The following is a 25,730-nucleotide window of genomic DNA, read 5'->3' as shown; positions in this document are numbered from 1 at the left end:
CAAGGCGTGGTGGTGGCGCGGTCGGGAGGATGGGGATGGAGGGACGGGAAGCGGTGCCGCGGCCGGGTGGTCGCAGCGCCCGGGTGCAGGCGGCGGTCCACGCGGCGGTGCAGGAGCTGTTGGCGGAGGTGGGACGGGACGGTCTGACCATTCCCTTGATCGCCGGCCGGGCCGGGGTGACGCCGTCGACGATCTACCGCCGCTGGGGCGACCTGCAGGACCTGCTGGGCGACGTCGCGGTGGAGCGGCTGCGCCCGGACGCGCCGCCGCCGGACCGCGGCAGCTACCGGGCCGACCTGCTGGCCTGGCTGGAGCAGTACGCCGACGAGATGTCCTCCGCCCCGGGGCGGGCGATGATCCGCGACGTGCTGGCCAGCGACCCGCAGGCGTCCCGCCCCTGCCAGTGCCTCGACTTCACCCGCGCCCAGTTGGCGACGATGACGGCGCGGGCCGCCGCCCGCGGCGAGGCGGCACCCGATGCCGACACCGCCCTGGACGCCACGGTGGCCCCGGTCATGTTCCGCATCCTGTTCGGCGCCGCGCCCGTGTCGTCCAACCACTGCCGGGACCTGGTGGACCGTCTGCTGGGCCGGTCCCCGGCTGGCTAAGCCGGACCCCGGCCGGGTGGTTCCGAGAGGGCGTCCGGCCCGCCGGCCGGCGGCGCCGCGTCCCCCGGGCCGGCCCGCCGCCGCGCCCGCACGTCGCGCACCGGCGGCTGGCCGAACAGCCGGCCGTATTCCCGGGTGAACTGGGACACGCTCTCATAGCCGACCGCGAAGGCCGCGGCGCCGGCGCTCGCCCCCTCGGCCAGCATCCGCCGCCGCGCCTCGATCAGGCGCAGCCGCTTCTGGAACTGGAGCGGCGACAGCGAGGTCACCGCCCGGAAATGCTGGTGGAAGGACGACCGGCTCATCCCGGCGACCTCGGCCAGCCGTTCGATGCGCAGCGGCCGCGGATACTCGGCCCGCAGCACGGCCACGGCCCGGGCGATCCGCCCCTCGCGGCCGTCGGGCCAGCCGAGGCGTCGGATCGCGCCGCCGTGGCGGCCGGCCAGCAGCCAGTGGTGCAGCTCGCGCACCATGGAGTCGCGCAGCACCGGCAGCGAGGCCGGCCGGTCGAGGAGCCGCATCAGCCGCAGCGCGGCGTCGATCACCTCGGCGTCGGTGGCGTCGAGTCGCACCGGCGGGTGGTCGTCCTCCGCGCCGCCGCCCCTCCCCCCCGCCAGTTCGGCGATGACCGCGGCGTCCAGTTCCAGCACCAGGGACAGATAGGGGGCGGCGGCGCTGGCGCGGGTGATCCGGCTCACGGTGGGAACGTCGGCGGTGATCAGCAGCGAATCGCCGGCGGAGAAGTCGAAGGGCCGCGTCCCCATGGTGACCTGCTTGCCCCCCTGCAGCACCAGGCAGACGAGGGGCCGCGCGATGTCGAAGACCAGCTCGCTGGGCGCCGTGGCCCGGACCGTGGTCAGACCCGGAACGGGCGTCGCGGCGATGCCGCGGCGGTCGGCATGGGCCTGGGCGTGGCGGCGGACGGCGTCGAGCAGCGTGGTCATGGGGCGAGCCTACTCCAACGGCGCATCAAAACACCCCGCCCGGACGATCGGGCAAGGATGGTCGAGCTTCCGGCAACCCGGCGCGGCCCGCCCGACCGACATTGGGGCCGTGTCCGAACCCAAGGAGCCATCCATGACCACGACCCCCGCACCGGCCCCCCTCACCCTGGTCACCGGCGCCAGCCGCGGCCTCGGCCGCAGCACCGCCCTGGCCGTCGCCCGCCGCGGCGGCGATGTGGTGATCACCTACCGCAGCGGCGCCGCGGCGGCCGAGGCCGTCGTGGCGGAGATCCACGGCCTCGGCCGCCGGGCCGCCGCCCTGCCCCTCGACACCGCCGACAGCGCCGGATTCGCCGGCTTCGCCGAGCGGCTGCGCGCCGCTCTGCGCGACGGCTGGGACCGGGACACGCTGGATCACCTCGTCAACAACGCCGGCCACGGCGACATGGCGCCCTTCGGCGCGACCACCGAGGCGCAGTTCGACGCCCTCTTCGCGGTGCACGTCAAGGGGGTGTTCTTCCTCACCCAGGCGCTGCTGCCGCTGCTCGCCGACGGCGGCCGCATCGTCAACCTGTCGTCCGGCCTGACCCGGCTGTCGTTCCCCGGCTTCGCCGCCTACGCCGCGGCCAAGGGCGCGGTGGAGGTGCTCTCGGTCTACCTGGCCAAGGAGTTGGGCGCGCGCGGCATCGCCGTCAACACGGTGGCGCCGGGCGCCGTCGAGACCGACTTCCTCGGCGGCGCCGTGCGCGACACCCCGGACCTCAACCGCCTCTTCGCCGGCATGACCGCGCTGGGCCGGGTCGGGGTGCCCGACGACATCGGACCGGCGATCGCCGCCCTGCTGTCGAGCGACGCCCGCTGGGTCAACGCGCAGCGGATCGAGGTGTCGGGCGGCCAGGGCATCTGACCCGGGCGGCCGCGGGCGGACCGGCCTCAGCGCCGGCGGCCCAGCGTCCGGAGGGCCAGCGGCCCCAGCGCCACGACGACGCCCAGCGACGCGAAGGCCAGGCCCCAGGCGACCACGGCGTCGCGGCCGCCCGCCGTTTCCAGCACCAGCCCGAAGGCGATGGGGGCGGCGAAGGCGGCGGCGAATCCGAACAGGGAGTGCATGGCCATGGCCGCCCCGCGGCGCCCGGCGGAGGACGCGCCGACCATGCCGACGGTGAGCGAGGCGCTGTCGCCGGTGACCGTCACCACATAGGCCAGCGACAGCGCCGCCACCGCCCAGAACGGCAGCGCCGCGGCGAAGCCGATCGCCGCGGCGATGGCCGCCGAGGCCAGCATGACCACGGTGAGCACACGGTCGCGCCCCCAGCGCAGCGCCGCCTCGTTGCCGAGGATCGAGGCCGGCACGCCCAGCAGGAGCGCCACCGTGACGAGCGCCGTCACCGCCCCCGGCACCTCCCCCGCCCCGGCGCCGGCGGCGAAGGCCAGGAAGGCGGCGATCCAGCCGCGGTAGCCGAACAGTTCCCAGCAATGGGCGGCGTAGGCGAGGATGTAGCCCATGGCCGGGCGGTTGCGCAGGACCGGGCGGAAGTCGAACAGGGCCACGGCGTGGCCGCCGCCGTGGCCCTGGTCGGGCGGCGGCGGGGTCGGCGGCACCAGGGCCAGGGCCAGTGCGAGGGCGCCGGCCACGGCGGCGGTGGAGAGCCCGAAGGCGAGCGGCCAGCCGCCCGCCTGGACCGCCAGCCCGGCGATCAGCGCCGACAGCGCCGAGCCCACGCCGTAGGTGGCGGTGTAGAAGGACATGCAGCGGGCCTGGCCCGGCCCGGCGACATGGTCGGAGAGGATGCGCAGGCCTGGCATGTAGGTGCCGGCCAGGCCGATCCCGCCCAGCGCCCGGAACAGCATCCCCGACCAGAATCCGTCGACCAGCAGGGCGTAGCCGGCGCAGCCCGCCGCGGTCAACGCCGTCGACAGGACGTAGATGGTCCGGCTGTCCACCCGGTCGGTCAGCGCCAGCAGCACCGGCACCGCGGCGACGTAGCCGAGATGGGCGACGCCGGTCAGCCACCCCGCCTCGGCCGAGGACAGGCCCCACTCGGCCATGAACACCGGCAGCAGCGTCGGGACGGTCATGGTGCCGGCCATGCCCAGCGACTCCGCCAGACAGAGCACCAGGGTCAGGGCGGCGGGCGAGAGCGGCGCGCCGGCGGGGCGGGAGCGGGCCATGGAGCGCGAACGGGCCGGCCGCCCCCGGGCGGAAGGCGGCCGGCCCGGCCCCTTACATGTGCAGCGGGCGGCGGTCGACGGCCAGCGCGGCCTCCTTGGTGGCCTCCGTCAGGGTCGGATGGGCATGGCAGGTGCGGGCCACGTCCTCGGCCGAGGCGCCGAACTCCATGGCCAGCACCAGCTCCGAAACCATTTCCGAGACGTTGGGACCGATGAGGTGGGCGCCCAGCACCTTGTCGGTGCGGGCGTCGGCCAGGATCTTCACGAATCCGTCGGTGGCGTTGATGGCGCGGGCCCGGCCGTTGGCGGTGAACGGGAACTTGCCGGCGTTGTAGGCGATGCCCGCCGCCTTCAGCTCCTCCTCGGTCCGGCCGACCGAGGCAACCTCGGGCCAGGTGTAGACGACGCCGGGGATGACGTCGTAGTTCACGTGACCGTGCTGGCCGGCCAGGATCTCAGCCAGGGCCACCCCCTCCTCCTCGGCCTTGTGGGCCAGCATCGGCCCCTTGACCACGTCGCCGAGGGCGTAGACGCCGGGCACGTTGGTGGCGAAATGGGCGTCGATCTCGACCCGGCCGCGCTCGTCGGTCTTCACCCCGGCGGCGTCGAGGCCCAGGCCCTCGGTGTGGGCGCGGCGGCCGATGGCGACCAGCACCACGTCGGCCTGGATCTCCTCGGCGGCACCGCCGGCCGCGGGCTCCACCGTCAGGGTCACGCCGCCCTCGCCGGTCGTCGCCCCGGTGACCTTGGCGCCCAGCTTGAAGGTCATGCCCTGCTTGGCGAGGATGCGCTGCATCTGCTTGGACAGCTCGCCGTCCATGGTCGGCAGGATGCGGTCGAGGTACTCGACCACCGTGACCTGGGCGCCCAGCCGGCCCCAATGCGACCCCAGCTCCAGGCCGATCACCCCGCCGCCGATGACCACCAGGCGCTTGGGCACCTCCGGAAGGGAGAGCGCGCCGGTCGACGACACGATGGTCGTCTCGTCGATGGTCAGGCCGGGCAGCGGCGTCACCTCGGAGCCCGTGGCGATGACCACCGCCTTGGAGGCCGTCAGCGTCGCCGGCGCCTCGCCCTCCACGGCCACGGTCTTGGAGTCGACCAGGCGGCCGGAGCCCTTGATCCAGGCGATCTTGTGCTTCTTGAACAGGAACTCGATGCCGCCGGTGTTGGATTTGACGACGTCGTCCTTGTGCTTCATCATGCCGGGCAGGTCGAGCTCCACCCCGGCGACCTTGACGCCGAAGCGGGCGAGGCCGTGCCTGGCCTCCTCGAACTTCTCCGAGGCCGAGAGCAGGGCCTTGGACGGAATGCAGCCGACGTTCAGGCAGGTGCCCCCCAGCGCCGTGCGCTTTTCAACGCACGCGACCTTGAAGCCGAGCTGGGCCGCCCGGATCGCGCAGACATAACCGCCGGGACCGCCGCCGATGACGACGACGTCATAAGTGCTCTCAGCCATTGGGCTTTTCCTTCCGCCGTTCTTGTGCTGGTGTTGCCGGAAGCCCACCCCGTGCGTGGGGGAGGAACGCGCCGGGTTTTATGCCCCCCCGCGCTGCAACGCGCAACGGTCAACTGGGCAGGGCGGACCAGCCCCTAGCGCCCCCGAACGGGCAGCCGCACCGTGAAGGTCGAGCCCTGCCCGTCGGCGCTGACCACCCCGACCGCGCCGCCGTGGAGGTCGACCACCTGCTTGACGACGCTGAGGCCGATGCCGGTGCCGGGGATCCCGGCGGTGCGGCTGGTGCGGAAGAACCGCTCGAACAGGTGCGCCTGCTCGGCCGCGGGCACGCCGAGTCCCTGGTCGGTGACGCTGACCACCACGGCACCGTCCTCGGTGGCGCCCCGCACCTCGATCAGCGGCGCGTCGGGGGCGTACTTCACGGCGTTGGACAGCAGGTTGGTGAAGACCCGCTCCAGCAGGTCGGGGTCGCCGACGACGGTTTCCGGCAGCTCCGACACGTCGCACAGGATGCGGTGCCGTGTCGCCACATCCTCCTGGCGCCGGCTGGCGTCGAGCAGCAGCTGCCGGAGGTCGAAGGGGCGGGGCGCGAACTGGACGTGCCCCTCGTCGAAACGCGCCGCCTCCAGCGTGCTGTCGACCACCGCCGACATGCGCGCCACCGCCGCCCGGATGTTCGCCATGCGGTCCGCCAGCTCCTCCGGCGGGATGCGCTCCACCCGCCGCTGCACCCGCTGCGCGGCGGCGTCGATGATGGTCAGCGGCGTGCGGAAATCATGGGAGGCGATCGACACGAACTGGCGTTGCAGGCGGTTGATCTGCCGCTCGCGGTCCAGCGCGACCTGGAGCGCCGCCTCCGTCTCCTTCGCCGCGTCGATGTCGATGATGCAGGCCACGCAGGCCGGCACCCCGTGGTAGGGCAGCAGGGACGCCGACACCGACGCCCAGAACGTCCGGCCGCTGGAGGAGCGCATGCGGACCTCCAGCCCGTTGACCACCCCCCGCTCGCGCACGCGCGCCAGGAACCGCAAGCGTTCCGCGGGATCGGCGTAGGTCGCGACGATGCTCGTGCCGACCGCGGACTCGCCGGCCTCGGGAAAGCCGAACAGGTCGCGGGCGCGCTCGTTGTGGAACAGGATGGCGCCATCGGGATAGCGGGTGATGAGGATCGGCACCGGCGACAGGGACAGCACCCCGAACAGCGCCTCCTCGCTGCCGCGCAGGCCGCGCTCCAGGTCCTTGCGCTCCGCCGCGTCGGTCCGGTCGGCCGGGTCGGCGGGATCGGCCGGGTCGGCCGCGCGGCCCGGCACCGGCCGCCCTTCCACCAGCACGCCGATGCGCCCGTCGCCGAGCGGCACGCCGGAACAGGCGCACTCCACCACCTGCGCGGCGCCGCACGGGTGCAGCGTCCACCGGTCGCTGCGCCGCGCGCCGCGCCGGGCCGCCGCCAGCAGGGCCGGCAGGCGCGCCCGCGCCGCGCCGCACAGCGCGCTCAGGCCGGCGGCGCGCAGCTCCCGCCCATCCGCCGCTCCCCACAGCCGCAGCCCGGAGTCGTTGGCCCACACCACGGCGTCGCGCTCGGCATCGATGATCCAGATCGGCGTGGCCAGCCGGGCCAGCGCGGCCAGGAGGGAGGCGTCCGGTCTGGTGCAGGGGCCCGTTGCCGCGGTCATGCGCCCTCGCGGCCGGAGGCGACGCCGCCCGGCCAGGTCCGCAGGAAGCGCTGGACGGCGGCCAGGGGCATCGGCCGGGCAAGGTGGTAGCCCTGCACCGCGTCGCATCCCATCCGCGCCAGCCACGCCAGCTGGCCGGGCGTCTCCACCCCCTCGGCGACGGTGGCCAGCCCGACGGCGCGGGACAGGCCGATCACGCTCTCGACGATCCGCTGGTCGACGGCCTTGGTGTCGACGCCGCGGATGAAGGACTGGTCGATCTTGACCACGTCCAGCGGCAGCTCGCGCAGATAGGTGAAGGAGGAATAGCCGGTGCCGAAATCGTCGACCGCGACGCGGTGCCCGCCGGCGCGCAGATCCTGCAGCACCGCGCGGACCAGCGGCAGGTCGGCGATCACCGAGGTCTCCGTGATCTCCACCTCCAGCAGGGCCGGGTCGACGCCGTTCTCGTCGACGCAGTGACGGACCTTCGCGGCGTAGCCGCCCTGGAGATCCGCCACCGAGGCGTTCACCGCGATGGGCAGCGCCATGCCGTCGTCCTGGAGCCGGCGGATGGTCCGCACCGCCTCGCCCAGCACCCAGTCGCCGATCGGACCGATCCGGCCGGTCCGTTCGGCGATGGGGATGAACAGCGCTGGCGGGATGGCGCCGAGTTCGGGGCTGCTCCAGCGGATCAGCGCCTCGGCGCCGACGACCCGCCGGTCGCGGAGCCGCACCTTGGGCTGGAAGCACAGGAAGAACTCATCGCGATCGAGCGCGTCGAGCAGGCGCCGGTCGACGTAGAGCGAGCGGCGCACCGCGTCGACCGCGGTGTCGTCGATCACCACCATGGTCCGGCCGCCGGCGCGCTGGGCGAAGCGCACCGCCAGCAGGGCGTCGTCCAGCCGGTCCTGCAACGGCGCCGCCGGCAGGTCGTCGCCGGTCACCAGCGCCACCGTGGCCGGCACCGTGGGGCAGCCGACCCGGCTGCCGACGGCGCCGAGCGGCAGGTCCACCAGCCCGGCGGCGGCCCGGCGCAGCCAGTCGTCCGGCACGGTGCCGGGCAGGATCGCCGCGGCCAGGTCGGGCGCCAGCCTCCGCACCACGATGCGGTCCGCCGGCACCGGGCCGGCACCGAGCGCCGCCGCAAGGGCGTGGGGAAGCGCCTCGCCGACGACCGGGTCGATGCGGTGCGGGCAATCGAGCGACACCAGCACCAGCGCCACCGGCCCGCCGGCGCCCTCCAGCTCCGTCACCAGGGCGCGCGCGTCCACCTCGGTGCGGGACGCGGCGGCGCCGCCGCCCAGCAGCCGGGCCACCTGGGCCTCCAGGGCCTGCACCCGATCCTCGGCCACCCGCCGGGCGTTGGTCAGCCGGGTGCGCACCGTGGCCAGCAGGAGGTCGAAGTCGATCGGCTTGACCAGATAGTCGTCGGCGCCCAGGGTCCGTCCGTTCAACTCGTTGCCGCGGTCGCCGTAGGCGGTCAGGAAGACGAACGGCACGCTGCCCGCCGGGCCCGGCCAGGACCGGACCGTCTCCAGCACCTGGAAGCCGTTCATCCCCGGCATGCTGACGTCGCACAGGACCAGGTCCGGCGGCGCCGCACGGATGCGGTCGAGCGCCGTGGCCCCGTCCGCGGCCTCGGCGACGACGAATCCGGCGTCTTCGAGCTCCTCGACGATGAAGCGCCGGATCTCGCGCTCGTCCTCGACGCACAGGATGGTGGGGCTCATGCCGCCTCCGGGGGGTTGATGTCGGCCCGCCGCGGGGTCTGGGGCAGGCGCAGGGTGACGGTCGTGCCGCGGCCCACGGCGCTGTCCACGCCGATGGTCCCGCCATGGGCTTCGAGAAGGGTGCGGACGAGGTGCAGGCCGAGGCCGGCGCCGTGGCTGGCGACCGCGGCGCTGCCGCGGGCGAAGCGGTCGAAGATGCGCGGCAGGTCCGCGGCGGGAATGCCGCCGCCGTGGTCGGTCACGACGATGGCCGCCCACCCCGCGTCGGCGCCGACCGCCACCGCAACGGCGGTGTCGGGCGGCGAGTAGCGCAGCGCGTTGTCGAGCACGGCGACGCAGGCGATCCGCACCATGGCGGTGTCGCACACCGCCGGCACGGGGCCCGGCGCGGTGACGGTCACGGCCCGGCCGGGGAAGGTCCGTTCGACGGCGTCGCAGGCGTCGGCCACCACGCCGCCGACATCGTCCACCGCCGACAGGCGGATGGCCGCGGCGTCCTCCTCGAGCCGCGTCACGTTGAGCACGCTGTCGACCACGTCGGTCGTGCGCTGCACGGCGCGGCGCAACGTCCGCCCGCTTTCGACCAGCCGCTCCGGAGTCAGCCGTTCGGCCCGCCGCTCCAGCGCCTGGCCGACGCCGTCGATGATGGTCAGCGGCGTCCGGAACTCGTGGGACACCACGTCGATGAAGCGGCGCTGCAGCTCGCTGACGCCGCGCTCCCGCTCGAGGGCGGCGCGCACCCGCTTTTCGGACCGCACGAGTTGGTCGTGGGCGGTGCCCAGCCTGTGGCCCATCTCGACCAGCCGGCCGCCGACCGTATTCAGTTCGCTGACGGCGAAACGCGGCGGCACCTGCTGGTAGGCGCCCTCGCCGATGCGGGTGATCAGCGCGGCGATCGCCTCCAGGGGCCGGGCGACGCGCTGGCTCATGACCCGGGCCCGCCGGTAGAGGACCGCGAAGAAGACCGCGTAGAAGCCGAGCAGGATCGCCACCATGGCGAAGCCCACGGTCGACAGCTCGCCGCGCAGCGCCGCGGCGTCCGCCAGGATGGCCGAGCGCGGGGCGATCACCAGCAGGTTCCAGCCGGGGCCCGGCACCCGCGACCACGCCGCCACGTTCGCCCCGCCCAGCTCCAGGTCGACCACGCCGCGCTCGGCCCCCCGCAGGGCCGCGGCCAGGCCGCGGGTGTCGGGCCGGCGCAGGATGTTGAAATCGTCGGGCTTGAAGACGTTGCTGCGGATCGCCTCGTCGTAGTGGTGGGTCGTCCTCTCGCGCAGACCCCAGTCGCCTTCGCCGCGCGCCGGGAGTGCCAGGATCGTGCCGTCGCGCCCGACCAGGAGCGCATAGCCCTGCCACGGCAGGTCGAGGTCGAGGATGCGGTCGACGATGGTCTGGATCGTCACGTCGATGCCGACCACGCCATCCAGCCGGTCCTCCCCGTGCACCGGCGCGATCGACGACACCATCCAGCCGCTCCCGGCCGGGTCGATGTACGCGTCGGTCCACACGGCCTCGCGGTCCGGGTTGTGCGCGTCGTCCGCCTCGTAGTAGAAATTGAAACTCGGGATGTCCATTTTCGGTGCGTACTGCGACAGCACATCGAAGTAGGGGTAGATCCTGTTATAGGAATCGTGGCTATTGAAGTAGATCTGGGCGATGAGCGGTGAGCTGTCCTTGATGTGCTTCATCAGCGGGTCGAGCCGGGCGGTGCGCCGGACCATCTCGAACTGCTCCGGGCCGATCGGCACGATGCCGCTGTAGAAGGACGCGGTGGTCCCGATGTCGCGCACGGTGTGGTAGACACCGTCGGGCGACAAGGCGTACCGGTCACCCTCCGCGGCGGGTGGCTCGAAGGGCGTGTCCAGGGCCTGCCGGGTCTGCGCGGCATAGACCCGGGTCAGGTTGGCGACCCCCTTCAGGGTCTCGCCGATCGCAACCGCCTCGCGCTGGGCGATCCGTTCCATCTGGTCGGTGGAGATCCGGCCGATCGCGGCGGCGTTGCGGTCGTAGATGACCGCGTTGCCGATCCAGTAGACGGCCAGGAAGCCGACCTCGATGGCCAGGAGCGGAATGATCGCCGTGCGGATGTAGGACCGCCACAGCCACTGGGCCAGCGGCAGGGCACGCTCGGTCGTCGCCGCGGCGTCGGTCATCTCTCGGGGCTTCCTGTTGCCTGGACGGGGACGGCGGCCCCGCTGCCGCCGCACCCCCGCGCCAGAAGCCCTTTGTCACAAGTATAAATAAAAATTTGGTGAACAACGCCTCAATGCAACGCCGCGCGCCGATCCGACGCGGCAAGATGCCGCGCCGGTGCGCCAGCCGGCCCGCCGGCATCCCCCCCGATGTATTGCCGCCCCCGGACACGAGGCGGCGCGACGGCGGGTCCTTGCCCGGTCGTTGATTGTTTGTTGCCGCTCCGCTTTGCAAATATGTCTTCGCGCCGTGGCCGGCCCGCTTCCGGGATCATCCGGCGACCGCCGGGCGCCTCCCTCGGCGATGACGGCCACACCACGCCCCGCTCAGGGTGACGGCCGGGATGTTTCGCTCTAGGCCACCCAGAACGGCTTGGCGATCTCCGCGCGCACCGTCGCCTCGTCCAGGCCGATGTCCGACCAGAGATGGGCGTCCATGCGGGCCAGCGCACGGCGGTAGCGCCGCCGCTCCCGCCAGACGGCGATCGGCGGCAGCGCGGCCGACAGCCATCCGCCGACGCCGCCCCACCGCCCCAGGCGATGCGCTTCGCTCATGTCCACCATGTCGCTCCATCCTTCGACACCTGTTGTCGCATCGGAGGTTCGGGGAATCCTGCCCCCGCGACAAGCCAATGCTTCTCATGCTATGCATGAGTCTCACTCATCCATGGACCCGGCGGCATGCGGCGCTCCCTTCCCTCCCTGCACGCGCTCCGTGCCTTCGAGGCGGCGGCGCGCCACCTCAGCTTCTCCAAGGCGGCCGACGAGCTGTGCGTGACCCAGGGCGCGGTGAGCCGGCAGATCCAGGCGCTGGAGGAGGGAATCGGGCTGCCCTTGTTCCGCCGCCTGACCCGCCGCGTCGAACTGACGGCGGCGGGTGAGTCCCTGCTGCCCGTGCTGACGGACTGCTTCGACCAGATCGCCGGCACCGTGGGGCGGCTTGCCGAGCGGGGGCGGGACCTGCGCATCTCGGTGGCGTTCACCTTCGGCACGCGCTGGCTGATGCCCCGCCTGCAGCGCTTCCAGGCGCGCCACCCCGACGTGCGCGTCCGGGTCACGGTGGCGTGGAACCACGGCCCGGATTTCGACCCGCGGGCGTTCGACGCGGCGATCGCCTTCTGCCGCGAACCGCCGCGCGGCCTGGCCGGCGTCGAGGTTCTGGCGGAGCGCCTGACCGTGGTCTGCGCCCCGGCCCTGGCCGACCGGCTGCGCCGGCCGGCGGAGCTGGAGCGCGTCGCCCTGCTGCACGGCTGCGAGGACGGCTCCGACTGGACCGCCTGGCTGCGGGCCGCCGGCCTGCCGGAATTCGAGAGCCTGCGGCACGCCCCGGTGTTCGGTGCCATGGACCCGGCGCTCAACGCCGCCGCCGCCGGGCTGGGGGCGACGGTGGCCGACCAGCTGCTGGCCGCCGACGACCTCGCGGCGGGCCGACTTGCCGCGCCGTTCCCGGAGATCGCCGCCTCGATGGGCGCCTATTGGCTGGTCCACCCCGAAGGGGCGGGCGACCGGCCGGCGATCGCCGCCTTTCGCGACTGGCTGCTGGAGGAGGCCGGCGGCGCCCACGCGGACGGGGGCGCCGAAGCGCCCCCGCCGCACCCGCGCCCCGGAACGCTCCCCGTCACTCCTGGATGAACGCCTTGTTGTAGGAGTTGGCCAGCGGCGAGAGGATGTAGTCGAGCGGCGTGCGCTCGCCCAGGATGATGCTGGCCTCGACCGGCATGCCCGGCTTGACGGTGAGGTTGTGCACCTCATGGGGGTCGGAGTCGTCGAGGCGGATGCGCACGAGGTAGTAGTCCTGGCGCAGCGCCGGATCGGTGACCCGGTCGGCCGAGACGTACTCGACCCGGCCGTCCAGGGACCCGACGACGCGGCTGTCATAGGACGTCAGCTTCACCTTCACCGGCAGGTCCAGCGCCACCGACTTGATGTCCTTGGGCGTCACCCGCACCTCGGCCAGCAGGTCGCGGCTGTCGGGCACGATGTCGAGGATCGGCTCGTTGCCGGCCACCATGCCGCCGGCGACGGGGTTGGCGTGCATCACCACGGTGCCGGCATCGGGCGCCTTGATCTCGCGGGCGGCCAGACGGTTACGGGCGTCGCGGATCTGCTCGGCGAGGCGGGCGACGTCGGCGCGCGCCTTTTCCAGGTCGACCAGCACCTTCTCGCGGAAGTCGTTGCGCCGCTTCACCAGGTCGGCCTGGGCCTCCACCGATTCCTGGCGGATCTTGGCGATGTCGGCCTGAAGCTCGTGGTCGCGGCCCTTGAGGCGCGCCTGCTCCTTCTGCTGCTCCACCAGCTTGGTGCGGGTGGCGTTGCCGCGCTTCAGCAGGCCTTCGGTGATCTCCAGGTCGTCGGCGATCAGCGCGATCTCGCGGGCCAGATAGCCGCGCTGCTCCTCCAGGCTCCTGGCCTCCTCCGCCAGGGTGGCGACGCGCTCCTCGATCAGCTCCTCCTCGGTGCCGAGCTGGGCGCGGCGCACCTCGAAGAGCGTCTTCTGGTTGTCGACGGCCTTGGCCACCGCCGGGTCGTTGGCCCGGCCCTCCGCCAGCTCCTGCGGCCACTCCACCGCGTCGTGGTCCAGCAGCTCGGCGGTCAGCCGGGCCCGGACGGCCAGGGCGTCGCGCCAGCTCGCCTGCAGCATCTCCAGCCGGGTCGCCGCCTCGGTGGCGTCCAGGCGCAGCAGGACCTCGCCCGCGGCCACCTGGTCGCCCTCGCGCACCAGCACCTCGGCGATCTCGCCGCCCTCCTGGTGGCGCACCACCTTGCGTCCGGTTTCCGGGGCCAATGCGCCGGCCGCGGAGACGGCGGAATGCAGCGGCGCCAGGGAGGCCCAGGCGGTCATCCCGCCGAAGCCGACGGCCAGCACCGCGCAACCGCCCAGCAGCAGCGACCGGACGCCGGTGTCGGGGACGAGGCCGCGCATCTTGCTCAGCGTGCTCATGGTCTGCTCCGGTTCGGGTGGGGTTCAGGTGGGGTTCGGGTGGGGAGACGGGACACGCGGCGGCGATCAGCCGGCGGCCGGGACGGCGGCACGCCGCCCGCCCTCCACCGGGTGCAGGTGGCCGACGGCGCCGGGGTTGCCGGCCTCGGCACGGCGCGGCGTGACGTCCATGGCCATGCCGTTCTTGAGGACGAACACCTTGTCGGCGAGGTCGATGAAGGCGGGCTGGTGGCTGAGGACGACGGTGGTGACGCCACGCTCCTTGGCGTCGGCCAGGAAGCCGCGGACCACCCCCATCCCCTCGTCGTCCAGCCCGGCGGCGGGGTCGTCGAGCACCATCATGGCCGGGCGGCCGAAGCCGGCGCGGGCCAGGCCGACCAACCGGGCAACGGCGCCGCTCAGCGGCATGGCGCCGTCGTCCACCGGGGTGTCGTAGCCCTGGGCCAGCCCCTCGATCCAGGCGTGGATGCCGGCGCGCCGCGCCGCCTCGGCGATCTCCTCGGGCTCGGCGTCGTCCAGGAAGCGGGCGATGTTGTCGCCGATGGTGCCGGGCAGCAGGTCGACCTGCTGGGGCAGGAAGCCGACGGCGGTGCGGGGGTCCTTTGGGTTGAGCGCCGCCACCGCCAGGCCGCCGAGGCGCAGGGTGCCGGCCGACGGCGCCTGGGCGCCGGCCAGCAGGCGGGCCAGCACCGACTTGCCCGAGCGGTTGGCGCCGACGATGCACACGGTCTCGCCCGGCTCGGCCGCCAGCGACACGGCGCGCAGGATCGGCTTCTGGTCGCGCGGCGAAACGTAGAGAACGTTCTCCAGGGTCAGGCGCTCCGGCCCGACGGCGACGGCGACCCGCTCCGGCTCGCGCGCCAGGCGCTTGAGCACCGGGGCCAGCCGGCGCCACGCCTGCAGCGACTTCAGCACCTGGCTCCAGGCGCCGGCGGTCTGCTCGACCGGGGCCATGCCGCGGGCCACCAGCATGGAGGTGGCGATCATGCCGCCGAAGGTCAGATGGTTGTCGATCACCAGCCAGGCGCCGGTGCCGGTGACGGCGATCTGCAGGATGTAGCGCACCCACTTGGTCACCGCGCTGACGGTGGCGGCGCGTTCGCCGGCGCGGCCGGTCAGCGCCGCCGTGGTCAGGCTGTCGCGCATCACCGCGTCCAGCACCGCCGGCCCCATGCGCAGGGCGCGCACCGTGCCGGCGCGGGCCTGCACCGCCTCGAACAGGCGCTGCGCGCGGCCGGCGGGCTGGCGCGCGTCCTCCGCCAGCTCCTTGCCGGCGAGGTGGCCGACCCAGCCCAGCAGCAGCAGCACCGCCATCGCGCCCAGCATCAGGCCGCCCAGCACCGGGTGGATCAGCCAGATGCCGATGACGTACAGCGGCGTCCAGGGCAGGTCCATGGCCGCGGCGACGGCCGGCCGGGTCAGCGTCGCCTTCACCTCGGCCAGATCGGCCATCGGCTGCGGCTCCGGCCGGCCGCGCCCGGCGGCCTCCAGCACGTCGGCGCCGAGCCGGCGTCGCCACGCCACCTCCAGGGCGTTGGCGGCGCGCGCCAGAAGCCGGGAGCGCACCACCTCCAGCAGCGCCATCATCGACAGCACCAGCACCGTAATCAGGGTCAGCATCGCCAGGGTGTCGACGTTGCCCGACGGGATGGCCCGGGTGAACACCTGCAGCGAATAGAGGGGCACGCCGAGCATCAGGACGTTGATGGCCGCACTGAAGACGAAGGTTGCGACCAGGATCCGGACAAAATACCGGCTGCCGAAGACCGGGCGGTCCTCGCCGGGGGTGGCCGTCGGCCGGGTCTTGGGTGGCATTGAAGCTCCTCCGATTGACGCCGCGCCACGTCGGGGGTGGTCGCGTTGGGAGGATTGGGCGCTTTCGTGGTAAACGAGGTATTAAGATTGCCGGACGTCACAAGCTTGCCACCAAAACGTGCCCATTTGCGTCGCAGCGCAAAAACGCACATATGGAGGGACAGCAGCGCCACCGCGGCCGGAGCCCCGTCATGAGCCTTCCCTTCGTCCTCACCCCCGGCACCCTGACGCTGGCCGAGCTGCGCCGCCTCGCCGGCCCGGGCACGGCGCTGCACCTGGACCCGGCCTGCCGGGCCGGCATCGCGGCGGCGGCCCGCACGGTGGCCGCCGCGGCCCGGGGCGACCGCGCGGTCTACGGCGTCAACACCGGCTTCGGCCTGCTGGCACGCCAGCGCATCCCGCCGGACCAGGTGCGCGAGCTGCAGCGCCGCCTGGTGCTGTCCCACAGCGCCGGCACCGGCCCGGACCTGCCGGCCGCCGCCGTACGCCTGGTGCTGGCCCTGAAGGTCAACGCGCTGGCCCGCGGCCATTCCGGGGTGCGCGGCGAGGTCATCGACGCGCTGGTGGCGCTGCACGCGCACGACGTGCTGCCGGTGGTGCCCGCCAAGGGGTCGGTCGGGGCCTCGGGCGACCTGGCGCCGCTGGCCCATCTGTCGGGCGTGCTGATCGGCGAGGGTGAGGCCGATGTCGGCGGGGAGCGTCTGGCGGCGGCCGACGCGCTGGCCCGGGCCGGGCTGCGCCCGCTGGAGCTGGAGGCCAAGGAGGGGCTCGCCCTGCTCAACGGCACCCAGGTGTCGACCGCGCTGGCCCTGCTCGGCCTGTTCGCCCTGGAGGACGGCTTCGCCGCGGCGCTGGTCGCCGGCGCCCTGAGCCTCGACGCCGCCATGGGCAGCGACAGCCCGTTCGACCCGCGCATCCACGCCGCCCGCGGCCAGCCCGGCCAGAGCGACGTGGCGGCGGTGCTGCGCCGCCTGCTGGCGGGCAGCGGCATCCGCGACTCCCACCGCGGCGAGCACGGCACGGTGCAGGACCCCTATTCCCTGCGCTGCCAGCCCCAGGTCATGGGGGCGGTCCTGGACCATCTGCGCTTCGCCGCCGGGGTGCTCGAGCGCGAGGCCAACGCGGTGTCCGACAACCCGCTGGTGTTCCCCGATCCCGACGGGGGCGGGGACATCCTGTCCGGCGGCAACTTCCACGCCGAGCCGGTGGCCCTGGCCGCCGACGTGCTGGCGCTGGCCATCGCCGAGACCGGCGCCCTCTCGGAACGCCGCACCGCGCTGCTGATGGACTCCGCCCTGTCGGGCCTGCCCGCCTTCCTGATCCGCGAGCCCGGGCTGAACAGCGGCCTGATGATCGCCCAGGTCACCGCGGCGGCGCTGGCCAGCGAGAACAAGCAGCTCGCCCACCCCGCCAGCGTCGACAGCCTGCCCACCTCGGCCAACCAGGAGGACCACGTCTCCATGGCCACCCACGCCGCCCGCCGGCTGCTCGACATGGGCGACAACCTCGCCGGCGTGGTCGCCGTGGAGCTGATGGCGGCGGCCCAGGGCGTCGACCTGCGCGCCCCGCTCGCCACCGCGCCGGCCCTGGCCGACGCCCTGGCCCGGCTGCGCCGCCGCGTGCCGGCCTTCGACCAGGACCGGCGGATCGCCCCCGATCTCGCCGCCGCCAAGGCGCTGATCGCCGAGGGCGCGTTCCACGGCCACGCGGGCCCGGGCCTGCTGCCCAGCCTGCCGTGACCGCCCGGGGCGGGGCGGGCGGGCCTCAGGCCGCCTCGGTCAGCGACAGGCGCGGCCGCGCCTCCAGGGACTGCACGGTGAACGGGCTGCGCACCCCGCCGCTGAACAGTTCGGCGCAGGCCAGCGCGGTGCGCACCCGCTCCCCGGCCGGCAGACCGACGGTGGAGGCGAGCGAGCCGAGCGCGTAATCGGCGCCGCAGCCGATGGCGTGGTAGCCCCGCACCGCCTCGCCGACCTGATAGTCGCACTGCACCGAGAACAGCCGCCCGGCGTAGGCCACCAGGAAGGTGCCGCCGCTCTCCACGTCGTTGGAGCGCTGGGCGTAGCCGCCGTCCTTCAGGCACGCGCGCACGGCGTCGACGAAGTCGACGACGAGGTAGCGGAAGACGTCCGCCCCGTCGGCGCGCGGCGGCGGTGCCAGCGTGTAGGCCAGCAGCTGGCCCATCCGGAAGGAGTTGGTGAAGCCGATCAGCATGTCGCCGTTGCGGAAGACCTTGGTGTCGGCCCGCACGGTGATGTCGAGGCCCGACACCCCGGCGCTGTCCCCACCCATCCACACGCGGTCGCCATCGACCAAGCCGACAATGCACGTCATTCCCGATCCCTCGCTTGCTGATCGCCCGCCGCCCCGCGGGGGCGTGGGACGAGGGTCGCGCGGCTCCGTTAACGACCCTGCGCAGCGGCGGCCGATCTCACGGAAATCGCACACGCCTGCCAGGCCGCCGGCGGCCGGTCGGGTCGGGTCAGGATTCGAGTGCCGTCGTCAAGACCTCGCGCAGCTCCTCGGGCTGAAGGGGCTTGCGCAGCATCCAGCACTTGGGCCGGTCGGCCCCGGCGAGGGGGGAATCGAACGTCTCTCCGGTCAGCACGACCGCCGGCACGTCCCGGCGGTAGAGCCGGCGCACCCGCTGGATCACGTCGAAGCCGCTGGCGTCGCCCGGCAGCCGCAGGTCGGTGAGGATCAGGTCGGGTGGGACGGTCATCTGGTCGAGCCCGGCGATGACCTCGCGCAGGTCGGCGGCCGCCACCACCTTGCACCGCCACGCCTCCAGCATCATGCGCAGCCCGAACAGCACCATCTCCTCGTCGTCGACCACCAGCACGGTGCGCCCCGACAGGCCGTCGGTGGCGCGTTCGACCGCCACCGCCACCACCGGGGCGGCGGCGGCGGCCCGGCTGAGCGGCACGCTCACCGCGAAGACCGAGCCGCGGCCGAGGTGCGAGCGCACGTCGAGCGGCAGCGCCAGCAGCCCGGCCAGCCGCTGGACGATGGCCAGGCCGAGGCCGAATCCCCGGGTGCGGTCGCGTTCCGGGTTCTCGAGCTGGTGGAACTCCTCGAAGATGGCGGTCCGCTGCTCCTCGGGGATGCCGAAGCCGGTGTCCCAGACCTCGATCCGCACGCCGTCGCCACGCCGCCGCATGGCCACCAGAACGGTGCCGGTGTGGGTGTAGCGGATGGCGTTGCTCAGCAGGTTGCGGACGATGCGTTCCAGGAGCACCGGGTCGGTGTGCACGCACGCCGGCGACAGCCGGGCCTTCAGGGTCAGCCCCTTCTCGGTGGCCTGGGGCCGCGCCTCCTCGATCAGGTTGGCGATCAGGCCGTCCAGCGCCACCTCCGCCGGCTTGGGCGTGAGCTGCCCGGAATCGAGGATGGAGATGTCGAGCAGCGCGTGAAGCAGCCGCTCCCCCGCCTCCAGCGCGTTGCTCAGCTTCTCCACGGTGGCGGCGGCCGGGCTGGCCTGGCCCACCTGCTGGTCGAGCACCCCCAGGAACAGCCGCATGGCCTGGAAGGGCTGGCGCAGGTCGTGGCTGGCGGCGGCCAGGAACCGCGCCTTGGCGGCGTTGGCCCGTGCGGTCTCCTCGCGCGCGGCCGAGCGCACCCGCTCGCACTCGTCCTCGAATCGGCAGGACAGGTCGTCCGCCATCGCCGGCTCCGCCGCGGCGTAGACGCCGACCACCCGGCCGCTGTCGAGGACCGGGACCAGGCGGAGGGTCAGCGGAGCCAGCAGCGCCGCCGCGTCCACCCGCACCGGCAGCCCATCGTCACCGGCCCGCGCCGGGTCGGCGTGCAATGCCGCCAGCGCCGGCCCCAGCGCAGCCCAGCCGCCGCCCCAGAACAGGGACGGCGCCGCACCGGGGTCCGGAGCCTCGGTGGCCAGGCAGCGGCGGAACGCGTCGTTGCAGGAGAGTGTCTGGCCGGGGCCGGCGAACACCAGGGCCGGTGCCGGATTGGCCCGGCAGATGCGCCGGGCGTTCTGCAACGGCTCGGGCCAGAGCGGCGCGAGCGCGGCAGACGCGTTCAGGCCGGCGTTCAGGTTGCGCTTGGCGGAACGGTCCACGAATGCCCCTTCTCATTCCCACGTCCCCGAACGCGAGCCCCCGCCCGGGCGTCGATGGACCACATCCCGCCACTCCGGTCCCATCCGTCCGGGCGCAACGGACCGCCATAAATTAAATGTTGTCTTGGCTTCCGCAAATCCATCATTGGGAGTACAGGGGCAGGGTGGGCCTAGGTCGAACGTATCGCCATCCCGTGTCTCGCCTGGCCAAACAGCCGGGATCAACGGAGAAAGCAATCCTCCACAAAAAACGTGCGGCGGAGCAGCGATAGAACCCGCACCTTGAACACGTCCAGTGGCTGTGACTTTCCGACAAACTCGTCGGCACCGGCGGTGAGGCACGAAACCAGAAGCTCGGCGCGGTCCTGGCTGGTGTGGACGAGGATGTCGAACAGCCGGCAGCGCTCGCGGCGGAAGCGGTCGAAGGCCTCGCACAGCTCGGTGCCCGTCACCCCGGGCATCACCAGATCGACCACCACCACGTCGAAGTCGCCGGTCTCCAGGGCGTCGAACGCCTCGCGCGGGCCGCCGGCGACGGTCACCCGGCAGCCCTCGTCCTCCAGTTCCAGGCGCAGGAACTCCCGGTAGGTGACGCTGTCGTCCACCACCAGGATGCGGCCGCGGCGGAACACCGTGTCCGGCGCCGGCCGCTCGCCCGAGGCCATCGTCCGGGGCGGCCCGTCCGATGCCGCCCCGGGTGCCGCCCCGGGTGCCGCCCCGGGTGCCGCCCCGAGGTCCTCGACGATCCGGCAGACGGCGGCGACCACCGCCTCCGGTTCCGCCCCGACGATGCGGTGGACGCCGCCGGCGGAACCGCCGTCCCCGTCGCCCAGCAGCACCACCGCCAGGGCGGACGGGCCCGGACTCTCGGCGCGCAGCGCCGCCACCAGGGCCTCGGTGTCGGCGCCGGCGGCCACGGTGCGCAGGTTGACCACCACCACGGCCGGGTCGATCCGGCGCAGCTGGGACAGCGCCGCCTCCACGGTGTCGACGCCGACCACCTCAAGCCCCCGCTCCTCCAGGCGCAGCCGGTAGAGCAGGCTCTGGGTCGCAGAGGAGTCGACAAGGACGATCGGACCGGCAGGCATCAAGACCCCGTGTTCGGCAAAACGAGTTCATTGAGACGGGCCGCGATCTTGTGCAGCGGCAACGCCTCGACGACGGCTCCCAGGGCGACGGCAGCCCCCGGCATGCCATAGATGACGGCGGTGGACGCGTCTTCGGCGACAGTGTAGCCGCCGGCCCGATGCAAGGACAACAAACCATCCGCGCCATCCTCGCCCATGCCGGTCAGCAGAACCCCGATGCCGGCCGCCCCGTAGCTGGCCGCCATGGACGCGAACAGCACGCTGCCCGACGGTTGCTGCCCGCACACCGGGGCACCGCGGCGCAGGCGAAGCGTGCCCATCTCCACCTCGAGGTGGTGGTCGCCAGGCGCGACGTGGACGTGGCCCGGACGCGGCTCCATCCGGTGCTCCGCCAGAACCACCGTCTGCGGGCAGACGGTGTCGAGCCAGCCGGCGAAGCCGGCGACGAAGGCGGCACCGATGTGCTGCACCACCAGGATCGGCAGGGGGAAGTCGCGGGGGAGCCCCTTCAGCACCTTGACCAGCGCGTTGGGCCCGCCGGTGGAGGCGACCAGCCCGACCGCCCCGTAGGTGCGCTCCACCGCCTCCGGGTGGGGCGGCGGCGGGGCGGCGGCCAGCGGCTGGGCCGCGGCACGGACGCGCTGGCGGATGACCCGCACCTGGCTCATGGCGACGAGCTGGGTGCAGAGATGGCGGGCGACCGCGTCGTAGTCGGCGCGGCTGACGCTGCCCGGCTTCTCCACCACCGCGAGCGCGCCGGCGCGCAGGGCGTTCATCGAGATGTCGGTGCTGGCGTCATGGACGTCGTTGGCGACCACGACGATCGGCACGGGGTGCTGGTTCATGATCCGCTTCGTCGCCTCGAATCCGTCCATGCCGGGCAGGCGGATGTCCAGCGACACCACGTCGGGGGCGATCGTTCCGATCAGCCGCAGCGCCACCTCGGCCGAGGAGGCGACCGCCGCCACCTCCAGGCGCGGGTCCTGGCCAATGATGTGGACGAGCAGTTGCTGGACGACGGGGGAATCCTCGACGACCAGAACCCTGACCTTGCGCGCGATGGTCGATGCGTCGCTCATAGCAGGCGGCGGATGCCTTCCAACAGTTCCCCCTGGTCGAATCGCGTCTTGACGATGTAGGCGTCTGCGCCGAGGCGCAAACCCCTCTCCCGGTCCTCGTCGCTGTCGCGCGAGGTGACGAGGATCACGGGGATCGCCGCCGTGGCGGGGTCCTCCTTGACGACCTGCAGCAAGGTGAAGCCGTCCATGTGCGGCATCTCCACGTCCGACACCACCAGGTCGACCGGCGTCTCCCGCAGCCGCTCCAGGGCGTCGCGCCCGTCGACGCACAGCACCACCGTGTAGCCATGGGCCTCCAGGATGCTGCGCTCCAGGGTGCGGGTCGTGATGCTGTCGTCGACCACGAGGATGGTGGGCGGCGGCGGCGCCTCGCCCCGCTGGGCGACGAAGACCGCCCCGCTCTCGGCGTGCTCGCCCAAGGTCGCGGGGTTCACCACCAGGACCGGCGTGCCGTCCTCCATCAGCACGGTGCCGACGAAGCGGTTGGCGTCCAGGCCGACCTCGTCGATGGAGGAGACCAGGCCGTCGCGGGCCGTGACGAAGGAATCGACCACCAGCGCGACCGTGCCGGTGCCGCTGCGCACCACCGCGATCGGCAGACGCTCCGGCACCCCCTCGCGGTCGCCGAGGCCGAGATGGGCGGCCAGCGAGGCGACCGGCAGGTCCTGGTCGTCCAGGTGGACCATCGACCGTCCGGCCACCGTGAAGACCCGGTCCACGTCCACATGATGGAGGCGCGCCACCGCGCCGCCGGGCAGCGCGAGCACGTGCCCGCGCACCTCCACGAACAGCAGCCGCTGGGTCGACAGCAGGATCGGCACGGCCAGGGAGACGGCGGTGCCGCCGCCCGCGCGCGGCCCCACGGTCAGCGTGCCCTGGAGGCGACGCACCGCCTCGCGCACGATCGACAGGCCCATGCCGCGGCCGGAGATCTCGGTGACCGCGCCGGCGGTGGTGAAGCCCGGCTCCAGGACCAGGCCCGACAGCCGCTCCGGCGTCGCGTCCGCCTCCTCGTCGACCGCCAGGAAGCCGCGCTCCACCGCGATGCGGGCGATCGCGGCGGTGTCCAGGCCGCGGCCATCGTCCTCGATGGCGACCACCAGGTGCCCCGCCTGGGCGCTGGTGGCGAGGGTGATGCGGCCGGCCGCGCGCTTGCCGGCGTCGAGGCGGACCTGGGGCGGCTCGACGCCGTGCCCGACGGCGTTGCGCAGCAGGTGGACCACGGGGTCCTTCAGCCGCTGCAGCACCTCGCGGTCCGCCTCGACCGCCAGGCCGAGCAGTTCGACCTCGACCTCCTTGCCCTGGGCCCGGGCGATCTCGCGGGTCATCCGGCCGAGATCGCCGAACTGGGTCTCGGCCGGGACCATGCGCAGGCGGCGGACGTCGTCCTGGAGGGTGTCGCCCCACAGCCTGAGGGCCCATTGGCTGCTCTGGTGGGTTCGCCCGGCGCGTCCCAGCAGGTCGGCCGCGGCGCGCAGCCGGCGCTCGAACCCGTCGAGCTGGCCGGCCATGCCCTGCGACGCCCGCGCGTTGCCGCGCTCCACCCCCCGCCGCAGGCGCCGCCAGTGGTGTTCCAGAGCCTGCCACTCCTGGCGCAGGCGCTTGAGCTCGCCGGCCACCTCGGCCTGGCGCTCGAGCTCGGGAAGGAGCGCCGCGGCGGTGTCCACGAAATGGCCGAGGGTGGCGGCGTTGATGCGCACCAGGTGGGGCGTCGGCGCCGCCTCCGTGGCGGCGGGCGGCCGGCCGGGCGGGCGGGCGGGCGCGGCCGTCTGGGCGCTGGCCGTCTGGGCAGCGGCCGTCTGGGCAGCGGCCGTCTGGGCAGCGGCCGTCTGGGGCGCGGCCGTCTGGGGTGTTGGCCGGGGGGCGGCCCGCGGGACCGCGTCGGAGCGCCGCGGCGCGACCGGCAGCGCCGCTCCGCCGCCGAGGTCGTCGAGGGCGTCGGTCAGCGCGGCCGGGGCGTCCATCGCGGCGCCCTGCGCGGCGGCGGCGGCGACGTCCTCGATGGCGTCGAGGGCCTGGAACAGCAGCCCGACCACCGGCTCCGCCAGGGCGACGCGGCCGGACTGAACGGCCAGGAACACCGACTCCATGCGGTGGGCCACCGCCTCCACCGCCGGCAGGTCGACGGCGCGCGCCGCCCCCTTGAGGCTGTGGGCGCGGCGGTGCAGCTCGTCCAGGTCGACCGGCTGGCCGCTGTCGCGGGCCGCCCGCAGCGCCTGGCGGATCTCCGCGAGATGCTCCTTGTGTTCGAGATCGAAGGCGGCGAGGAGCCGCTGGCGGATGTCCGTCACACGCGGTAGTTCCTGACCGCCTCGACCAGGCCCTGGCCGAGGTCGTTGAGGTTCGCCGCCGCGCCCTCGAGCTGCCGGGTGCCGGCCGCCGTCTGGGTGCTGGCCTGACGGATGTTCTGCAGGGCCTGGATCACCTGCTCGAGCCCGATCTGCTGCTGGTTCGTGCCGGCGACGATCTGCTGGAAGGCCAGCACGCTCTCCTGGATGTTGTCGGCCATCTGGCGGATGGTGGTCTGGGTGGCATCGCTCTGGCGCTTGCCGGCGGCCACCCGCTTCACCGCCTCCTCGGTCAGCATCACCGAGGCGTTGATGCCCTGCTGGATCTCCGACAGGTTGGAGCGCACCTGGGCGGTGGCGTCCTTGGCCTGGTCGGCCAGGCTCTTGATCTCGGACGCCACCACCGAGAAGGTGCGGCCGTGCTCGCCGGCCGCGGCCGCCTCAATGGCGGCGTTGAGGGCGAGGAGGTGGCTGCGCTCGGCGATGTCGCTGACGGTGACGATGATGTCGCTGATGGCCTGGGTGCGCTCGGACAGCATGACGATGGTCTCCGCCACCGTCTCGGCCTGCTCGCGGATGGCGTCCATGGCCTGGATGGTGTCGTCCACCGCCTTCAGGCCGGAGTTGGAGGAGGCCGACGCGTTCTGCGCCCCGGCCGCCACGTCCTGGGCGCGCTTGGAGATCTGCGCGCCCGACGCGGTGATCTCCGACAGGGTGGCCATCGTCTCCTCCACCGCCGCCAGCTGCTCCGAGACGCTGGCCGCCTGCTGCTGGGTGGAGGCGCGGATCTGCGACGTCGCGGCGTGGACGTTCTCCGCGGCGCCGCGCACCCCCTGGGCGATCGACCGCAGCCCTTCGGCCATGACGTTGAGGCGGTCGCCCAGCACCGCCAGCTCATCCTTGCCGGGGATCGCGACGCGCCGCGTCAGGTCGCCCTCGCCGATCTGCCGGACGGCGGCGATGACCCGGCCGAGGCGGCCGGTAATCGAACGGCCGATCAGCAGCGCCACCGCCATGGCCGCCGCCAGCAGGCCGATGGTGGCGACCAGGGCCGACTGCACGATCTCCTCGTAGAGGTCGTCGACGCGGCTCTGCCCGGCCGCCGTGAGCCGGTCGAGGATCTCCTCCGAGCCCTCGACCTGCTGGTCGACGGCGTCGCGCAGCGCGGCGATGCGCGCCGTCGCGGTGCGCGCGTCCTCGACGCGCCCGGCCCCCAGCAGGTCGAAGATCTGCAGGCCCAGCGGCAGGGCCTCGTGGAGCTGGCGGTCCACCTCGGTGGCGAAGGCGTTGAACTCCTGCCAGATGGCCGCGCGCCGCTGCGAGGTGGTCTCCACCATCCGGGCGGCGGTCAGCCGCCTCAATTCGGCGATGTCGGCGAAGTTGGCGCGCGCCGCCTCCTCGTAGGCGCGGCGCAGCGCGGCCACGTCGAAGCTGCGCCCTTCGGCGCGGGCGAGCACGGTCTCCACCATCGCTTCGGAGCGGCGGCCGCGCAGCGTCGCCTGGGACGCGGCGATGCGCTGCAGCAGCTTCGCCGCCTCGACGTCCTGGGTGACGATCGTGCCGATCACCCGGAACGCGGTGTCGAACTGCCGGAACTGGTAGGCGATGGGGGCCAGGGCGAACGCGCTCACCAGGATGAACGCCAAGGCCAGTTTCTGCGCCACGCTGAATTTCATCGGAT

The 25,730-nt window shown here is 73.5% G+C and carries 19 protein-coding genes; 4 read left to right on the top strand and 15 right to left on the bottom strand.

Annotated elements, in window-relative coordinates; all coding sequences use genetic code 11:
• Positions 1-35 precede the first annotated feature (35 nt).
• Complete coding sequence (locus AC6H2I_RS25475; RefSeq protein ID WP_497503572.1) at positions 36-608, top strand: TetR/AcrR family transcriptional regulator; 573 nt, start codon at positions 36-38, stop codon at positions 606-608.
• Here AC6H2I_RS25475 and AC6H2I_RS25470 read toward each other — a convergent pair.
• The gene (locus AC6H2I_RS25470; RefSeq protein WP_497503571.1) at positions 605-1,552 is read right to left on the bottom strand and encodes an AraC family transcriptional regulator N-terminal domain-containing protein; all 948 of its coding nucleotides are present in this window, start codon (positions 1,550-1,552) and stop codon (positions 605-607) included. The two genes, AC6H2I_RS25475 and AC6H2I_RS25470, sit on opposite strands and share 4 nt — an antisense overlap.
• 133 nt (positions 1,553-1,685) lie before the next feature.
• Between AC6H2I_RS25470 and AC6H2I_RS25465 the strand changes: the two genes are divergently transcribed.
• On the top strand, positions 1,686-2,459 hold the full coding sequence (locus AC6H2I_RS25465) for an SDR family NAD(P)-dependent oxidoreductase (protein WP_497503570.1): 774 nt from the start codon (positions 1,686-1,688) through the stop codon (positions 2,457-2,459).
• Positions 2,460-2,485: 26 nt separating this feature from the next.
• Here the strand turns inward: AC6H2I_RS25465 and AC6H2I_RS25460 are convergent, their stop codons facing one another.
• The 6 genes from AC6H2I_RS25460 to AC6H2I_RS25435 form a co-directional block, all read right to left on the bottom strand.
• Complete coding sequence (locus tag AC6H2I_RS25460) at positions 2,486-3,724, bottom strand: MFS transporter (protein WP_497503569.1); 1,239 nt, start codon at positions 3,722-3,724, stop codon at positions 2,486-2,488.
• A gap of 52 nt (positions 3,725-3,776) precedes the next feature.
• Positions 3,777-5,183 carry a dihydrolipoyl dehydrogenase gene (gene lpdA, locus AC6H2I_RS25455; protein WP_497503568.1) on the bottom strand — a complete coding sequence of 469 codons (1,407 nt, stop codon included), beginning with the start codon at positions 5,181-5,183 and terminating at the stop codon, positions 3,777-3,779.
• Between the two features lie 134 nt (positions 5,184-5,317).
• The gene (locus AC6H2I_RS25450) at positions 5,318-6,856 is read right to left on the bottom strand and encodes a PAS domain-containing sensor histidine kinase (RefSeq protein WP_497503567.1); all 1,539 of its coding nucleotides are present in this window, start codon (positions 6,854-6,856) and stop codon (positions 5,318-5,320) included.
• Complete coding sequence (locus AC6H2I_RS25445) at positions 6,853-8,568, bottom strand: EAL domain-containing response regulator (RefSeq protein WP_497503566.1); 1,716 nt, start codon at positions 8,566-8,568, stop codon at positions 6,853-6,855. Before AC6H2I_RS25445 ends, AC6H2I_RS25450 begins: the two co-directional genes overlap by 4 nt.
• Positions 8,565-10,721: an ATP-binding protein gene (locus tag AC6H2I_RS25440; protein ID WP_497503565.1), complete on the bottom strand. Its 2,157-nt coding sequence runs from the start codon at positions 10,719-10,721 to the stop codon at positions 8,565-8,567. The genes AC6H2I_RS25445 and AC6H2I_RS25440 overlap by 4 nt, the downstream gene beginning before the upstream one ends.
• A gap of 393 nt (positions 10,722-11,114) precedes the next feature.
• Positions 11,115-11,324, bottom strand: a complete 210-nt coding sequence (locus tag AC6H2I_RS25435; RefSeq protein ID WP_497503564.1) for a YjiS-like domain-containing protein — start codon at positions 11,322-11,324, stop codon at positions 11,115-11,117.
• Positions 11,325-11,441: 117 nt separating this feature from the next.
• Between AC6H2I_RS25435 and AC6H2I_RS25430 the strand changes: the two genes are divergently transcribed.
• Positions 11,442-12,392 (top strand): LysR substrate-binding domain-containing protein, encoded by a 951-nt coding sequence (locus AC6H2I_RS25430; protein WP_497503563.1) that lies wholly within the window; start codon positions 11,442-11,444, stop codon positions 12,390-12,392.
• Here AC6H2I_RS25430 and AC6H2I_RS25425 read toward each other — a convergent pair.
• Both AC6H2I_RS25425 and AC6H2I_RS25420 read right to left on the bottom strand, forming a co-directional pair.
• Entirely contained in the window at positions 12,379-13,701 is a 1,323-nt protein-coding gene (locus AC6H2I_RS25425) for an HlyD family type I secretion periplasmic adaptor subunit (protein WP_497503562.1), read from the bottom strand. The two genes, AC6H2I_RS25430 and AC6H2I_RS25425, sit on opposite strands and share 14 nt — an antisense overlap.
• A gap of 66 nt (positions 13,702-13,767) precedes the next feature.
• Positions 13,768-15,516: a type I secretion system permease/ATPase gene (locus AC6H2I_RS25420; RefSeq protein WP_497503561.1), complete on the bottom strand. Its 1,749-nt coding sequence runs from the start codon at positions 15,514-15,516 to the stop codon at positions 13,768-13,770.
• 191 nt (positions 15,517-15,707) lie between these two features.
• On the opposite strand from AC6H2I_RS25420, the gene hutH reads away from it, so the two are divergent.
• Positions 15,708-17,255, top strand: coding sequence for a histidine ammonia-lyase (gene hutH / locus AC6H2I_RS25415; RefSeq protein ID WP_497503560.1), 1,548 nt, complete (start codon positions 15,708-15,710; stop codon positions 17,253-17,255).
• A 25-nt stretch (positions 17,256-17,280) separates the two neighbouring features.
• On the opposite strand, the gene AC6H2I_RS25410 is transcribed toward hutH, so the two are convergent.
• The 6 genes from AC6H2I_RS25410 to AC6H2I_RS25385 all read right to left on the bottom strand — a co-directional run bounded on the left by AC6H2I_RS25410 (position 17,281) and on the right by AC6H2I_RS25385 (position 25,725).
• Positions 17,281-17,850: a hypothetical protein gene (locus AC6H2I_RS25410; protein ID WP_497503559.1), complete on the bottom strand. Its 570-nt coding sequence runs from the start codon at positions 17,848-17,850 to the stop codon at positions 17,281-17,283.
• Between the two features lie 148 nt (positions 17,851-17,998).
• The gene (locus AC6H2I_RS25405) at positions 17,999-19,594 is read right to left on the bottom strand and encodes an ATP-binding response regulator (RefSeq protein WP_497503558.1); all 1,596 of its coding nucleotides are present in this window, start codon (positions 19,592-19,594) and stop codon (positions 17,999-18,001) included.
• 221 nt (positions 19,595-19,815) lie between these two features.
• The gene (locus AC6H2I_RS25400; RefSeq protein WP_497503557.1) at positions 19,816-20,682 is read right to left on the bottom strand and encodes a response regulator; all 867 of its coding nucleotides are present in this window, start codon (positions 20,680-20,682) and stop codon (positions 19,816-19,818) included.
• Positions 20,682-21,761, bottom strand: a complete 1,080-nt coding sequence (cheB, locus tag AC6H2I_RS25395; protein ID WP_497503556.1) for a chemotaxis-specific protein-glutamate methyltransferase CheB — start codon at positions 21,759-21,761, stop codon at positions 20,682-20,684. The genes AC6H2I_RS25400 and cheB overlap by 1 nt, the downstream gene beginning before the upstream one ends.
• Positions 21,758-24,052, bottom strand: coding sequence for a response regulator (locus AC6H2I_RS25390; protein WP_497503555.1), 2,295 nt, complete (start codon positions 24,050-24,052; stop codon positions 21,758-21,760). The genes cheB and AC6H2I_RS25390 overlap by 4 nt, the downstream gene beginning before the upstream one ends.
• The gene (locus AC6H2I_RS25385; protein ID WP_497503554.1) at positions 24,049-25,725 is read right to left on the bottom strand and encodes a methyl-accepting chemotaxis protein; all 1,677 of its coding nucleotides are present in this window, start codon (positions 25,723-25,725) and stop codon (positions 24,049-24,051) included. Before AC6H2I_RS25385 ends, AC6H2I_RS25390 begins: the two co-directional genes overlap by 4 nt.
• Positions 25,726-25,730 lie beyond the last annotated feature (5 nt).

Source organism: Azospirillum sp. NS33, from assembly GCF_059703765.1.
Note: the sequence above shows the minus strand (reverse complement) of the source record. Positions and strands in the feature narration are given on the sequence as shown.

Bases quoted from the DNA above. Each gene is read 5' to 3' on its own strand.
- AC6H2I_RS25475 (WP_497503572.1), top strand. From the start codon at position 36: ATGGAGGGACGGGAAGCGGTGCCGCGGCCGGGTGGTCGCAGCGCCCGG.
- AC6H2I_RS25470 (WP_497503571.1), bottom strand. From the start codon at position 1,552: ATGACCACGCTGCTCGACGCCGTCCGCCGCCACGCCCAGGCCCATGCC.
- AC6H2I_RS25465 (WP_497503570.1), top strand. From the start codon at position 1,686: ATGACCACGACCCCCGCACCGGCCCCCCTCACCCTGGTCACCGGCGCC.
- AC6H2I_RS25460 (WP_497503569.1), bottom strand. From the start codon at position 3,724: ATGGCCCGCTCCCGCCCCGCCGGCGCGCCGCTCTCGCCCGCCGCCCTG.
- lpdA (WP_497503568.1), bottom strand. From the start codon at position 5,183: ATGGCTGAGAGCACTTATGACGTCGTCGTCATCGGCGGCGGTCCCGGC.
- AC6H2I_RS25450 (WP_497503567.1), bottom strand. From the start codon at position 6,856: ATGACCGCGGCAACGGGCCCCTGCACCAGACCGGACGCCTCCCTCCTG.
- AC6H2I_RS25445 (WP_497503566.1), bottom strand. From the start codon at position 8,568: ATGAGCCCCACCATCCTGTGCGTCGAGGACGAGCGCGAGATCCGGCGC.
- AC6H2I_RS25440 (WP_497503565.1), bottom strand. From the start codon at position 10,721: ATGACCGACGCCGCGGCGACGACCGAGCGTGCCCTGCCGCTGGCCCAG.
- AC6H2I_RS25435 (WP_497503564.1), bottom strand. From the start codon at position 11,324: ATGGTGGACATGAGCGAAGCGCATCGCCTGGGGCGGTGGGGCGGCGTC.
- AC6H2I_RS25430 (WP_497503563.1), top strand. From the start codon at position 11,442: ATGCGGCGCTCCCTTCCCTCCCTGCACGCGCTCCGTGCCTTCGAGGCG.
- AC6H2I_RS25425 (WP_497503562.1), bottom strand. From the start codon at position 13,701: ATGAGCACGCTGAGCAAGATGCGCGGCCTCGTCCCCGACACCGGCGTC.
- AC6H2I_RS25420 (WP_497503561.1), bottom strand. From the start codon at position 15,516: ATGCCACCCAAGACCCGGCCGACGGCCACCCCCGGCGAGGACCGCCCG.
- hutH (WP_497503560.1), top strand. From the start codon at position 15,708: ATGAGCCTTCCCTTCGTCCTCACCCCCGGCACCCTGACGCTGGCCGAG.
- AC6H2I_RS25410 (WP_497503559.1), bottom strand. From the start codon at position 17,850: ATGACGTGCATTGTCGGCTTGGTCGATGGCGACCGCGTGTGGATGGGT.
- AC6H2I_RS25400 (WP_497503557.1), bottom strand. From the start codon at position 20,682: ATGCCTGCCGGTCCGATCGTCCTTGTCGACTCCTCTGCGACCCAGAGC.
- cheB (WP_497503556.1), bottom strand. From the start codon at position 21,761: ATGAGCGACGCATCGACCATCGCGCGCAAGGTCAGGGTTCTGGTCGTC.
- AC6H2I_RS25385 (WP_497503554.1), bottom strand. From the start codon at position 25,725: ATGAAATTCAGCGTGGCGCAGAAACTGGCCTTGGCGTTCATCCTGGTG.